At 66.1% G+C, this 14,098-nt stretch carries 10 protein-coding genes; 2 read left to right on the top strand and 8 right to left on the bottom strand.

The annotated features are described in order from the left end of the window. The 6 genes from RT2_RS22405 to RT2_RS22380 form a co-directional block, all read right to left on the bottom strand. A partial coding sequence (locus RT2_RS22405) for a peptidoglycan-binding domain-containing protein (protein WP_139280380.1) occupies positions 1 to 1,446 on the bottom strand: 1,446 nt, incomplete at its 3' end. A gap of 18 nt (positions 1,447 to 1,464) precedes the next feature. Beyond that, a complete protein-coding gene (locus RT2_RS22400) occupies positions 1,465 to 2,769 on the bottom strand; it encodes a hypothetical protein (RefSeq protein WP_072847018.1) in 1,305 nt (434 codons plus the stop codon). Between the two features lie 16 nt (positions 2,770 to 2,785). Further along, the gene (locus tag RT2_RS25650; protein WP_139191143.1) at positions 2,786 to 3,394 is read right to left on the bottom strand and encodes a hypothetical protein; all 609 of its coding nucleotides are present in this window, start codon (positions 3,392 to 3,394) and stop codon (positions 2,786 to 2,788) included. Between the two features lie 21 nt (positions 3,395 to 3,415). After that, complete coding sequence (locus RT2_RS22390; RefSeq protein WP_072847016.1) at positions 3,416 to 4,666, bottom strand: hypothetical protein; 1,251 nt, start codon at positions 4,664 to 4,666, stop codon at positions 3,416 to 3,418. Continuing rightward, the gene (locus tag RT2_RS22385) at positions 4,659 to 7,001 is read right to left on the bottom strand and encodes a hypothetical protein (protein ID WP_245709176.1); all 2,343 of its coding nucleotides are present in this window, start codon (positions 6,999 to 7,001) and stop codon (positions 4,659 to 4,661) included. Before RT2_RS22385 ends, RT2_RS22390 begins: the two co-directional genes overlap by 8 nt. A 63-nt stretch (positions 7,002 to 7,064) precedes the next feature. Then, positions 7,065 to 7,280, bottom strand: coding sequence for a hypothetical protein (locus RT2_RS22380; protein ID WP_072847014.1), 216 nt, complete (start codon positions 7,278 to 7,280; stop codon positions 7,065 to 7,067). 132 nt (positions 7,281 to 7,412) lie between these two features. Between RT2_RS22380 and RT2_RS22375 the strand changes: the two genes are divergently transcribed. Beyond that, the gene (locus RT2_RS22375) at positions 7,413 to 8,180 is read left to right on the top strand and encodes an AfsR/SARP family transcriptional regulator (RefSeq protein WP_072847022.1); all 768 of its coding nucleotides are present in this window, start codon (positions 7,413 to 7,415) and stop codon (positions 8,178 to 8,180) included. On the opposite strand, the gene RT2_RS22370 is transcribed toward RT2_RS22375, so the two are convergent. Both RT2_RS22370 and RT2_RS22365 read right to left on the bottom strand, forming a co-directional pair. Beyond that, positions 8,173 to 9,933: a M1 aminopeptidase family protein gene (locus RT2_RS22370; protein WP_072847013.1), complete on the bottom strand. Its 1,761-nt coding sequence runs from the start codon at positions 9,931 to 9,933 to the stop codon at positions 8,173 to 8,175. The two genes, RT2_RS22375 and RT2_RS22370, sit on opposite strands and share 8 nt — an antisense overlap. A gap of 548 nt (positions 9,934 to 10,481) precedes the next feature. Next, complete coding sequence (locus RT2_RS22365) at positions 10,482 to 10,673, bottom strand: transposase (RefSeq protein WP_072847012.1); 192 nt, start codon at positions 10,671 to 10,673, stop codon at positions 10,482 to 10,484. Between the two features lie 389 nt (positions 10,674 to 11,062). Here RT2_RS22365 and RT2_RS26160 point away from each other — a divergent pair, with 389 nt between their 5' ends. Further along, a complete protein-coding gene (locus tag RT2_RS26160) occupies positions 11,063 to 14,086 on the top strand; it encodes a DUF4185 domain-containing protein (RefSeq protein WP_245709175.1) in 3,024 nt (1,007 codons plus the stop codon). The last annotated feature ends 12 nt before the right edge of the window (positions 14,087 to 14,098 follow it).

The following is a 14,098-nucleotide window of genomic DNA, read 5'->3' as shown; positions in this document are numbered from 1 at the left end:
AATTGCTGCGGCGTTATCGGCGTTGTTGTCGCCGTTGACGGTCAGCCAATCCTGCGCGAAGGCTGTAGCTCCTGATTGGATTCGACGTGCCATGGCCGCTGCTATGCGGTCGCCGTTCGGTTTGTCGCACGGTGCCCTTCCGCCGTAACCGAGCAGCGCGGTGAGGCCTCCCGCCCGGTTGGAGAGAAGTTGCGACCACGCCAGCCCGGGTCCGACCAGCGGTTTCTTCATGAACAGGTGCTCACCGAGATTGATCTTGAGCATGGAGCAGCCCGCGATGATCAGAACATCAGGGCTGGCGCCTTTCGTCCACAACGGCAGAATCTCGGCCGGCCCGAGCCAGTTTTCGAATGCCGAACCGCTTTGCCCACATTGCTTCCCCTGCGTATCTATGGCCAGCATTCCGCTCGACGACAATCCGTGTCCGGAGTAGTAGAAGAACCGCGCAGGGCTCCTGCCGAGACGCCGTTGCCTGACTGGAGCGCGCCAGTGCGTACGTGGGGCGGCGCGCACCTCGAGGACGTGCACACCGCCCGCGCGGAAGAGGTCGAACGCGTCCGGGGCTTCCTGGAATTCGTCGGCGGTGCGCGACCCGGCACTCAGTGGTTGGGTCGCAGCGCCCCGATGCAGCGCGTCCAGGTTTCCACGGAACTCACCGTCGCTCGTCGCGCCACGTCGCCCGACGGTCGCGACGCTGGACCCGCCGCCGAACAGGAGCGGCGCCAGTTCGCGCAACGGTCGTGAGGACCGGTACCGGATCCGACTGGGGTCGGCCGGATCCGCCCCTGTGTTGGACACGTCGACTCGAATCGGCGCTCCGCCGGGAGGCGTCACGAGATTCGGCGGGTGGGCGGCGATCTGAGCAACGATCACCGCTGGCATGGCCGCGACCGGCAGACCGGATACGGATATCTCGACATCGACGGCCGTTCCGTGCAGGCCGATGATGTGGCTCCAGTTGATCGCCCGTCCGCTCGCATCGGTGAACCGGCACGCCGCGACCGTGACTTCGGCGGCGCCGTCACTGCCGACCGCGATCGAATCAAGGTGCGGCCAAGTGTTTGTCCCGACCTTGCCGTCGTGCTCCTTCGGTTGGCCGGGCAGGGCGACAACCTGAAACGCCTTGACGGCGTCGCGGGTTCTGGTGCCATAGACACAGTCCGGAACCAGCGGAGCGTGGGGCAGGCCGGTCTCGCCGTTGTCGACGCGATAGCGGTGGAAGGCATTGAGCTTGCGCTGTACCTCCCGAACGCTCGGGTGCACGGCGCCCTGACGCAGCACCGGCGGACGATCCGCGGGCGCCACCGTGACATCGCGGCACGGCCCGGGGACCGCGCCGGACTCGCCCAGTACCTCGTCGGCGAACACGTCGGCTCGGACCGGCCACGCCACCGGTGCGAACGACTGCGCCTCGGCGAGGGGGACGAACACCGACGACTCGGTCATGACATGCCGGGCCTCGGGTCAGGACCGGGTTCCGACGGGCTTGCCGTTGGTGGACGACGGCCGTGGTGCGGTCGGTACGAATTCGCGTGGAAGAGTGACGGGCTGCGCCGAACGAGCCGGTGCCGCACCTCGCCGCATGGTCACGGCCAGGTCCTTGACTCGCTCCCCGGTCGCCGACTGCCACAGGTCGATAATGCGGTTCATCAACCGCGCAGCCAGCGAGACATTGACGTTGTAGAGCAGAGGTGCCGCCAGTGGGGGGTCGAATATCCGCAGTTCGAGCGCCCAGAGCAACGGCGAGACCAAGTCGGCCAGCTCGAAGAGTTCGCGCGCTTGGCGTGACGGCGCGATTCCGACGCGTTCCCCGATCGCCGCGAGCCGATCCGCCGCGTTGCCGCCCGCGCCGGCGGTGGCGTGCAGGTCGAGAACCACGGAGTTGTCGAACTCGACCGTGAGATGGAACCAGCTGAGCATGCAGACGTAGGAGAACTCTTCGCGGGAGAGCATCCCGCCGCGACGACGCAACCGGAGCATCTCGCCGATCGTCTGGGCCAAGTAGGCGATGTAGCTGTCGTCGGTGGGTTTCGGCCCGCTCGAGTTGGTGACGTTCTCGATTCCGAGCCACACCTGTCGCAGCAGCTCGTTCCACAGTTCGAGGAAACGGGTGTTGCTGGTCGTTCCGGCGTCGCGCTTCCACGGCTGCCCTTCGATCCGCGCGCCTGCCGCATGTGGTAGGTCGAGCCCGAACATCCGCCAGTACGCGTTGCGCCGGTTCACGCGCGCGTCGGGGCGCAACTGGCTGGTCAGGCCGCCCACCCGGAACAGCGGCGGGTCACGGAAGAACAGCTCCTCCGTTGCCCGCAGCCACACCACCGTGTCGAGCCTCGGCGTCGGCAGCGTTTCCCCGACGGCGTATCGGCGGGCGACCTCGGCAAGGATCTCGAAGACGCCGGTGCTCTCCACGAGGTAGGCGTACATCAGGTGCTGCCAGAGCAACGGGGGCCCGACGGTTCCGAGCGGTGGCAGGTTGTATCCCGGCGGAAGCGGAAGCGGGAGCGGGCCGCCCGGTGCGGCTACGTTGACACCCGACGCGGTCATGAGCGGGCCAGGCGGAAGCTGCGTTCGGGTGATCGCGGACGGATCGCCGAGCGGAACTGCCTGCGGCAGAAGCACGTTCGCCCAGGAGGCGATGCCGCCGGAGCGCCAGATCTCGTCGAGCCATCTACTCGACTGTTCGGGATGGAATGCGAAGACCGTGTCCGCGTGCGTCAGACCGGCCGGCTGCGGTAACGGGTTCAGCAACTGGGCGAGTGTGCGGAACATGGCGCCTGCCTCTTTCTCAGCTCGTCTTCGCGGAATGCGTTGCGTACGAGTACGGCCCGTAGGAGCAAGGGTCGGGTTCGTCGGCCACGTAGTTGTTCGTCACGAAACTGACCATGCGCACCTCTCCATTGCAATCTTTGAGCCGTACCGCGACGACGGTCTCAGGGTGGTACACGTCGATTGGCATGTTCTTGCCAGGAACGGGGAGGTCTTGGTCCGGGTTGACACCACCGCGGTGGACGACGACCACCGTCTCTGCGAACGCCGGTGGCTCCTTCGGAAACACGAGCTCGCCGTCGGCGTTGACTTCGACCGGCACTTTCTGGGCGGGAATCCCGACGATCGAACCGTGCGTGCGCAGCGAATACACAAGCTCCGAGAACACAGACAATGCGAGTGCGTTTTCGACGCTTCCGCCTTCGGGCTTCCCTTCCGGCTCGCACGGTTTCGGCTCGCACGGCTTTGTGCAGTCGGACTTGCTCATGCCCTCGCGAATGACGGCAATAAGGGCCTGGATGTCTGCCGACGTCACCGGTCCCGGCTCCGTCGTCGCCGGCTTCGGTTCCTTCTGAGATCCGGATCCCGCCGGTTTCCGCTCGGCAGGTTCTGGCGTCTTGGCAGTCATTGTCGTCTCCAATCTCTTCATTCACGCGGCCGCGGACCGGTCGCCGCCGAGGCGTCGAAGCCATGTCTCCAAGTGCGTCGGCGCCGCGGGAGCCTCCAGGCCACGCAGCACCGTGAGAGCGAGTATCCGCATCGGTTCGATGCGTTGCAGGTAGCTCGACGTGTACAGCGACGGTCCGGCGCGGTCGGTAAAGCGCTCGAGCTCCTGCGGAGAGACTCGTCTCGGATCGACCAGGGCAGACAGGGACACACCGTTGAAGGCCGCCATCGGTCGCCGCGTGCAGACATCGACGATGGCGCCGAGCTGGGCAAGGCTTGCCGACGTGATGGCCGCGACATCCGAAGGTGCTTGCGCGAGTGGATGCCTCGCGATCCATCGGGCGCCGAGCGCGTCCCACGGCCCGTCGCGAAACCACGATCGGCACAGCGCGACGTTGAACAGGACGCGTAGCAACGCGAAGGGGTGCGGATCGCCGAGGGGCATGCGGAACACCGCCCTGGTAGGCCCGTCGACCACTGTCGCCAGGGCCGGGACCGGGGCGTAGCCGAGCAGGCAGAAGGCATACGTGTCGGCCGCGACCTCGCTCGCCCAGCTCTGCCAGGCCTCGGCGGAGAGCTGGTCGTGTTGTGCCAGCGACGCCCGCAGCGCTGTACCGAGTTCGGCGGTCCAGCCGGTCAAATGCGCGACCTGATGACCGGTTTCGTGCACCAGTGACGTCGGCTGCCACAGATTGTGTCTGGTGATCTTGATGGCGGCGGCGGGCGATATTGACGAGTCCCACAGCCGCGCACCCGCGCGCAGGATCGAGGCTCCCATGCCCTTGTCGAGGTAGGTCAACACCGGGGGAGTGTCGATCCCGAGGGGGCGCAGCACCTGGTCCATGCTGTGCACGGCAAGGGCGTCGAGGCCGCGGAGGACGGCACCGGTTCGCGGGTTGGTCCTGGTGTTGACGGCGTCGCCGAAGAAATCGACCACGGCTTCGGCACGCCGGTACCGGCGCCGCAGATCGAGCAGCTCGGCCCGAACGGACTTCAGGTCGGTGGGGGTCTGCGCTACCCCCAACGTGAAAGCGATCCGGTCGGCCCGAGCGGCCAAACGTTTTGCGAGTGCCGCGAGATTGGAGCGGACCGACAAGCCCAGATAGGACTCCAACTCGTTCCACGCCTGCGTCGAGGCAGCCACCTCGAGCTCGCCCAGACCGGCGCACGCGCGCCGCCAGTGCCTCACCTCCGTGCCGAGTGCGGCTGTTTCCGTTGCGAATTCGTCAGGCATGCTGCAAACCTGGATGCGCGGCGACCTCAGGCGTCAGCTCCTGCTTCGGATCGGCGCCCAGCCCGCCGAAGGCTACCGTGATGGTGACCCCGTCCGCCGGGTCGCCGACCGCCGACGCGAACGCGCCGGCCTTCTGCGCCAGGAACGTGGCGATGGCGGTACTCGTCGCGGCGGCGATCGAGCCCGCGAGCTGGGTTGCCGTCAGCGGATCGGGGACGAGCGACGACTTCACCAGGCGACGGGCGACCCGGTACTGCAGCCTGGGGAGAAAGATCTGTCGCAGCGCCGTGAGAACCGCCGGCAGGTCGCGCTGCCCGGACGGGGCCGATCGCTGCATCCGCGCGAGAACCATCCGGGCGCGACGTTCGGACAGCCGGATCGCGATCCGAAGCTGTTTGCTGGTCGGATCGAGGCGAACCGTGAACAGCCTGCGGGGTCGGCGGCTGCGTTTGGCGGGCAATTTGCTGGTGCGCACCCGGAAGTATCGGCGACCGGGGACGGGCCGATGCCGTCTCCGGCCTACCGGGGCAGTTCGACGCCCGATCGCCGGTTCGCGCAGCAGCAGCCCCGCCGCTTCGGGCGTCAGCGGTTGGTATTCGTCGCCGAGCGGGTTCTCGTCGGCGGGAAGTGTCTCGTCTCGGGTGAAGTGGCCGGGCAGCGTGCCGGGAATTGTCTCGTAGAGGTCGATCTCGGCCTGGACAGGCCACCGGTCGACGCCGCGGTCGAGCAGGTACGTTTCGAGAGTGCCGCCATCGGACCACGGAACCGCGCGCGCGATCTGGCGCGGGATCGGTGTCGCGAAGACCCTGGTGTATTTGCGGAAGCGGTAGCGCGGTCGCATCGCGCGGGGCATGAGGACCCAGAATCCGCCTTCGCCCGCGGTCTCCCGTTCGGGCAGGTCGGCGCGCAGGATCCGATCCGGCAGATACGCCGCAGCAGCCTCCGCGAACGCTCGCTGCACCGCGGCGCTGACCTGCAGCGGGTCTTCGAGCGCTTCGTCGGACAGCTCGTCGAGGGTTTGCAAGACGGTTGCCTCGACAGCCGAGGCCAGCGCCTCGCCGGCGACCGTTTGCTCCTGTTCGGGTCCGGCCTCGAGCCCGAGGGCACTGAAGCCGACACCCACTGCGGCGCGGGCGATGATCCGCGCAGGCTCCGGCCCTACCCACTTCTTGATCAGGTTCGCCAGCGGCGAGGCGATGAGGTTGATCAGTTTGCCTCTCGCACCGGTGACGGTCAGCCCCAGTTTGAGCAGCGGGCGGATCGCGAGTATCGCAGGTAGGAACTGCTCGATCTCGGCGATCGGGGGTTCGTTGCCCTCATGGGTGGCCAGTTGGGTGGCCAATAGCGCGCGGGCCTGATCGAGCTGCGCCACCGGGTCGGCCTCGGTGTCGGATACCTCCGGTTCCTCGGTATCCGCCTCATCGGCCTCGCTGGCGAAGAAGAGCGAGGTGAGTTCGGCATCGAACGCCTCCGCGAGATCCGTCGCCGTTCCCGTCTCGCCGTCGGCAGTCTCCTCCCCGCCGGATTCGCGGTCGGCGGTCTGACCGATGCCGAGCTTCGTCATCAGGATCTGCACGGCCGGTCGAACCGACGCGGGAAGCGCGCGGCTCAACGGTCGTATGAGCTTGGCGATCACGCCCTTCAGGAGCTTGAGTCCGATGCGCTTGAGCTTGTCGAGTATCGGCCCGACCACGAACTTGCCGAGCGCCTTCACGCCCTTGCCGATCGTCTTCAGTCCGGACTTCGCGACCTCGATCACTCCCTTGACGGGGTTCTTGACGAACTTGATCGCCTGCTTGACCTTGGACTTGACGAACCGCTTCGCCTTGCGCCACAACTTCCCCAGGAAGTTGTCGAACCCCTCGACGCCGAGCATCTCCGGCGTGTCGAGCGAATCGATCAGTTCCTCGACCTCATGCTCGTTCATGCCGGTCAGGTCCACGTTCTCGAGCCCGGCCGCGAGGCTGTCGACGGCCCGCTTCCATTCGGAGATCAGCGGCGACATCCACTCATCGAGAACTTCCCGGGCATCCATTTCCGGCGGCGCTTCCGACCACTGCGCGGAGTCGGCGAGCAGATAGGCCGCGCCTTCGTCGAGCAACTGTTCGATCGCGTCCTCGAACTCCTCGTCGTGCAGCGACTCCAGGAAGTCCTGCGCGGCCGCTGCTTCGCCGTCGGCCTCGGAGTCGGCCTCGCCGAACGGCGATTCGGCGAAGTAGACCGCCTCGAACGGGGATTCGCCTGCGTCCGGCGGAGCCTCGACGTCGCCGGGACCGCCGGCCTCGGCGATCGGTGATAAGCCCGCGAACGGCGAGGTGTAGGTGTCGGTCTGCACGGTTCCCACCTCCGAGCGAGAGTCTGTCGTGTTCGATGATCGAGACCGTCGTCTACGACGGCGTCAACGCTCCGTAGTCCGACGTGGCGCCTCGTGGGGTGGGCCGTCATCGAGTTCGCGGATCACCTCTTCGATCTGCTTGCACGCCTCAGCAACGTCGGAGAATGCCCACTGCCGTGCGATCGTCGTGACGCCGGCGGCCGCGATGACCCGGATGATGGAGCGATCGATGTCACGCCACGCACGGACCACGATGACCCTGGCCTCGTCATCCGTCATGCGACACAAGATCGGGACCGCCCGTGGCAGGCGCCGTCAACGATGCGTTGCGTCTACGAATCATTGACGCTCGTGACACGGCGATACCCGACGATCTGAGCGCACGTCGCGGTGGATGAGGAGGAAGGTCAGATGCCTTCGTCGGACAAGCTCGCAGGGTCCGGCGGCGCCAGGCCCATACTGGCCCTGCTCGGTGGCTTTTCGTTGCGGATCGGCACCGCGACCGTCGCACTGCCGCTGCACGCCCGGCGGGTGTTGGCGTACCTCTCGCTGGACAAGATCTCCGAACCTGATTGCGACCGGGGAGTCCTGGCGGAGCGGCTGTGGGCGGACTCGTCACCGGACCGGTCGCGGGCCAGCCTGCGCACGGCATTGTGGCGGATCCGGCGAGCGAGCCCGGATCTGGTCTTGGTCGGGATCGACAGGGTACGGCTCGGAGACAGGGTAGACGTCGACGTGCACCGCTACCGGTGCCGTGCAGGACACATCCTGTCACATCAGATCGACGACTTCACTGATCCCACCGAGCTGTTGTCGCGAACAGCCGAGCTGCTGCCCGGCTGGGATGAAGTTTGGTTGCTGCTTGCGCGCGAACAGTTGCGGCAACTTCGGCTGCACGCGCTGGAAGCTGCGGCGGTTCAGATGTGCGAAGCGGGCGGATTCGCGGCGGCGATCGACGTACTGTTGGCAGTGGTTGCCGAGGAGCCCCTGCGCGAATCGGCTCAGGCGAAGTTGATCGAGGCACACATATCCGAAGGGAACCTCTCCGAGGCCCGGCGGCAATTCGATTCGTTCGCGACCATGCTGTGGAACGAACTCGGCTTGCTGCCGTCCGCCGAACTGGTGGGGCGGGTCGGGGCCGACGCCTTCCCGAGCGAACGCGGACCGCACTTCAGGTGAGGTTCTTCTGCACGAGGCTCACCTGGTTCCAGACATGTGACCACTCCGAAGGATGGCAGCGGCGCGAGTGAACGGCTGCCAGCAGCGACAGCTTCCCACCACCGGTCGGCACCGCGTCGGCAGGCCACCGTGCCGAAACCACCTGGGAACTACCGGGAGCCAGTTGGAAACCCACCGCAGTAGCAATGCAGGGAAAGAAGTCGTCCGGATAGCAAAAGGGATGACCGTTCGCACCGGCAACCGCGAACGTCACGACGAAATGCCGGCAATCACCGCCCGTCCGATGATTGCGCACACGCGCGTGAAGCCAGTTGTCTGCGCACGGACGCGGCGACTGGTGGCTCCTCCCGGCGTCATTGGTGTGCGTAATCCATAGGTCCGGCGAATCGCAATGCGCCCCGGTCCAGACGTCGAAGTAGTCGTGATCGACGGTGTTGCGAAACCACAGCCGTGGGCTCGGCGTTGGATCGTCGAAGCCGTAGACGAACCGGTGAAATGCGTCGACGAGAGTGACGTCGCCCGAACGGGTGATCAAATGTGACTCCAGATATGGAGTCGATACCGTTGTACGGAAACGCGACTCATGCAACTCTCGCATCAAGACGCGCAACCGATCGGCACCTAGAGTGGCCGCCACCCCAAGGAAGAAACGGCAGCCGTCCGTGTAACTGTTCGGTGCCGTCCGTCGCTGAAACGGTCGCCGCGAACACAGTTCGACGGCCCGCTCACGATAATCGAAATGCTGTACTCGATCGGACGTGTTGTCGTTGAGTCGAGTAAATGCCTCGTCCCACCACGCGTCGGCCTGCGAAGCAGGCGACAACCCCCGAGCGAACCACGAGTGCAAGACTTCGTGCCGTAGCGCTGAGACGGATGTTGTGGCTCCGAGCGCATACTCCATGCCGCCCGAAGCGCCATGAAGAAAGCAAACGAAGCGGTCACCCGGATACGCTCCGAAACTGGTCTCGTTGCCCGCCAACAACATCGCGATGAGCTCGAGCTGTTCCGCAAGCGATGTCGGATCGGTGACGAGCTTCCAGACTACGACCACGACCGACGAAGACCGCAGTTGCACGGTCACGCACGCCCGTTCAACCGCATCGGCGGCGCGGACTTCCAACATCGGAGACATCGACGTGAACCACGGCGGAAACTGCACCGACCAGGCGTTGTCATCGATCGCCACGACCGTGCCGTTGCTGATGACGGTGTGGGGGACCGCTGTTCCGGCGATCCGGATCGTCAGCTCGATCGGGAACTGGTCGAATTGCAGATTCGATGGCAACCAGGCCTCGAGATACCGCCCCGCGTACAGATCCGCCATGCCGAACGACCACCGTAGCCGCGGCCCCGCATACCATTCCAGTGCGGGCGGGTAGGTGCCGTCGAGCTGAGACCGTGGTGTAGCCATCCGGTATTGGAACCGAAGTGTGTGGCTTGATCCGGCAGCCTGGACTGCCTGCAGTACTCGGATCGAACCGAAGAGGCCCTCGCCGACATCGCGCGGACGTACCAGATCTGGCTCGATCAGGCGGTCGTCGAGCCAGCATCGATCGACCTCCTGACGGAGATCGAAGATCGGGCTCCCCGGGGTGGGTCCCACGACGTACATCATTGTGACGTCAACTCGGGCCGTGGAAGTGGATCCGTCAAGCCTCACGTGTGCGCGTAGACCTTCGACGTGGACGGGCACGGCGACCAGCCCGTCCACGACCGTCGGCGGCGGCGCCGTCGTGAAATCGACGACCATCATGGCTCCTGCAAAGCGTCGCGGTCATAGACTCAAACCATCGTCGCAGATCCGCTGGAGAATGTCCCGAGCAGTACATGCCGGCTGAGGGGTCACCCAAGGCTGAGGCAAAGTCGCGTCTCAGCTGGTAGCGGCATGGCCCGGTTGGGGTCTCGCCCGGTGCGGCATAAGGCCTTTGCGATGTTCTGAACGCCAGCCAGCCGAAGCAGGTTGATCGAGAGGTTCCGCAGGCCCGCCATCATCCCATCCGAGGCCACCACCGGTACTGACGGTGCTCAGGTCCTCGCCCATGCTCCTGGTCGAAGCATCGACCCACCGGCGAGCCACTGCATGCAGGACACGGCGGTAGTGCGCTCAACATGCCAGTGGAGCTGATTGGGCGGGTAGCCCCAGCACGTTGCCGCGCCGGGCCCGTCAGAACCGTGCGTGTCACTCGTCGCGGCACACGACTCAAGCAGCTGTCAGCGGTCAGGTAATTCCCCAGGTTGAGGGGTTCAACGGTCACGTCATTGGATCTGGCGCACTTTTCGTGAAGAGGTTGCGGTGCTTGGTCATTCGAGGTGGATGACGCGTTTGCGGAGCAGGTCGACGTTGGCGCGCTCATACATCTGCCGTTTGAGCATCTTGGTCCGGTTCACATGTCGTTCGACCGGGCCTGAACTGTGCTCGAGGGTCAGTCCGGCGGTGACGGCGTCGACGTCGCTCACCCAGTCGGTGAGATCGTGTCCGTGACGCTCGACCATGATCTCGGCGAAGCCACGGACATGTTCGCGCAGTCTGGTGATTGACGGCGCCGGTGTTGTCGTCGGTCCGCTTACCCAAGTCGGAAGCCGCCATGACTTTCGCTATGCAGGCCCTGCGTCGGCTGATCCGGACGTTCCGGCCGGAAATAGAGTAGGCGACTACGCATGACGCCCTTCGGAGCAGGCAGGATGATCAAGGGTACGCGGCGTACTGCGGTGACTCGCCCAAGACGCAACACCGCCGATGCGTCATCCCCATAGACGATATTGACTCGTTCCCTCCCGCGCTCGCGAGGAAGAAGATGAAGCGCTACCACCCCTTGGCCCGCGGAACCTACTCAGGCGAAAGCAGCGGCTACCGGACCCCAGACCGGCCGGACCATCGCGGCGTGGACATCGCGGCGGACACCGGCACTCCGATCTACGCACCCACCGACGGCACCATCGCGCACGTCGGGATCAACGACGACCCGCAGGGCTACGGGTCCTGGCTCGTCATCGATTCGCAGAACGAATGCGGGTTGGACTTCACGTTCGGACACACGCCGCCGTCATCCTTCGTCAACCCGGACACCGGGCGGCAGTGGAGGTTCGGGGACATAGTGCACGCGGGTCAGAAGATCGCCGTGGTCGGCAACGAAGGCGGCTCGAGCGGACCGCACCTGCACTTCGAGACCTTCGGCGCGCCCGGTCGATTCGGGGGGCCGGACCTCGATCCCAATGTGATGTGGCTGCGCGATGCGGTCGATCCGCGCGGGGTCACTACGGGCGACGGGCAGGGCTCGCTGGTCGGCAAGCTGCTGGTGGACTTCTCGGCCGGTGTCCCGACCGCGCAGCAGATCCAGTCGAGCGGATTCGTCGGCGCCATCCGCTACATCTCGGATCCGCGCGCCGGATGGATGATCGGCAAGCCTCTGCGGAGGCAGGAGGCCGACGACCTCCGCGCCCGGGGGATGGTGGTGGTCTCCAACTTCCAGTTCGGCAAGTCCGACTGGCTCGGTGGCGCGGAGCAGGGGCGTCGCGACGCCGAGCGAGGCATCGCGCTGCACCGCGAGGCCGGCGGTCCCGACACGGCCGCGATCTACGTGTCGGTGGACGCCTCTCCCAGCGAGGAGCAGTGGAACTCCCTGGTCCGCCCGTACCTGCAGGCGTGGCAGGACCGTCTCGGCAAGGACCGGCTGGGCCTCTACTGCAACTACCCGACCATCGACTGGGCGATCCGCGACGGCATCGGCACCTACTTCTGGATGCACAACTGGGGCAGCAACGGCCGCGTCCACCCCGCCGCTCACCTGCACCAGTTCGAGATCGACAAGCAGAAGGTGGCAGGCGTCGGTATCGACCGGAACCGCATCCTGAAGGAGCCGTTCGGTCAATGGGGCAGTACCCCCGCCCCCGTCACGGAACCGGCACGGCCCGGGCCGATCGCGGCTGACGCCGGATACCCGATCACGTGGTACGGCGGCCCGGGGTACGACGCCGGGCACGGTGCCTATCTGCGAATCTATCTGCACACCACGGAGAACCAGGAGTGGACCACCCGCGCCGAGAACGTCGCCGACTACCAGGCCCGCCAGCAGGACGGCAGCTACCACTACCTCGTCGACGACGAGCACATCATCAACACCGTCACGACCAAGAACACCGCGTGGGGCGTGCTGAGCGACAATCGCGTGAGCGTCCAGATCGCGATGGTGGGCACCTCGGGCACCGTCGAGACCTGGAGCGGCGCGAACCCGAACCGCGAGGAACGGCCGAAGACCCGCGAGCAGTGGCTCGCGCACGAGAAGAAGCTCGACATGGTGGCGTTCGTGATCGCCACCGTCGCCAGGGACTACGAGATCCCCATCGAGCGCGTCGACATCGGCGGGGTCGGGGCGAACCTCCGGGGTGTGAGCAGCCACAACAACTACACCTACGGGTCGGTGATCCTCAAGGGATTCAAGGACGGCACGCACTGGGACGTGCCCGACACTTTCCCGTACGACGTGGTGCTCGCGGCGGCGAAGCGCTACGCGGGAATCAAGGACGATCCGGACCGCTTCCCGCTCCCCGCCGGTCACTACTGGGGCCCGCTGGACGGCCCCACCGAGTCGTGGTCGAACACCTACGGCAACGAGCCGCAGTCCTCGAAGGACGGCCTCAGGCGCTGGCAGGAGACGATCGGCATCCCCGGATCGGGCATCTTCGACAACGCCACCAAGCAGGCCGCCACCCGGATGCAGCAGCTGTGGGGCTGGCCCGTCACCGGGAACGTCTACGAGGGCGAGTGGAACGAGGTCATTCACAACGGGTGGCGGCTACCGGCACCCGAGCCGCCAAAGCGGACGCTGCCGATCGACCCCGGGCCCAAGGTCCAGCGCTCGAAGAAGATCGAGGACGCCACGGGTCCGGGCCTGACCGACCGGTTCGGAATGGCGGCCACCGATCTCGGCGTCATGGCGCGTACGCCGTCGGGGCGGATTCTGGCGGTGTTCGGGGACACCTTCCGCGGACCACGGGTGGGCGACGGTGACTGGCGCGCACCAGTCGCGCTGTTCTCCGACACCAAGATGCTGGACCAGGGGATTGCCTGGAGCGAGGCCGCGGGCGGAGACCCCAACTATGCCCGTCAGCTCTGGGACTACCCGCACGACAATCCGGTGTTCTCCACGGTTCTGCCCTCGGACGTCATCACCGTGGGCGAGACGATGTACCTGCACGTCATGGTCAACAAGGGCCTCGGCAACGTGGTGTGGACCGAGATCTGGAAGTCGACCGACGACGGCCACACCTGGCAGCACACCGGGGCCAAGTTCGATCCGGGGCTGCACCGCGGACTCGCGCAGCTGTGGACCTGGGATGTCGCCGAGGACGGGTGGGTGTACGTGTTCTCCACCGGCTTCCAACGCGACAAGCCGCTGATTCTCAGGCGAGTGCGCAGTGACCGGATCGCGGACCCGGGCGGGTACGAGGGCTGGGGATGGAAGGACGGGGCGTGGGGTTGGGGCAACGAGCCCACGCCTGTGCTGGAGGGAGCGGGTTCGGCGGACAAGTTCGGAGAGATGTGCCTGCGGCGCATCCAGGGCAAGTGGGTGTTCGTGAACTTCGACTCCTCCAACGTCGGCGGATACGACATCGACGTGCGGGTCTTCGCCGAGATCACCGACAACCTCTACGAGGCGCACAAGAGCACGCCCATCCGCGGCGTCGGTTGGGGGCAGGAGGGGGACGACGCGGTGGCGCAGCTCTACGGACCGTCGATCGTCCCCGGTTCGACACTGGACCGGGGGTTCCACATCCTGCTGAGTCAATGGAAGACCGAGGGCCCGGACCGGGGGTGGCCGTACCGCGTTCTGCAGTTCAAGATCCCGGTGTCGAGTCACACCGAGCTCCGCGACGACGGGGCAGCCGGAAGCCACGGTGGTCGGTGAAGTGGAGTAGGT

The sequence above is a fragment of the Rhodococcus tukisamuensis NBRC 100609 genome, from assembly GCF_001894985.1.
Taxonomy (GTDB): domain Bacteria; phylum Actinomycetota; class Actinomycetes; order Mycobacteriales; family Mycobacteriaceae; genus Rhodococcus_G; species Rhodococcus_G tukisamuensis.
The sequence above is the reverse complement of the archived record's forward strand: the minus strand, read 5'-3'. Positions and strand labels throughout refer to the sequence as shown.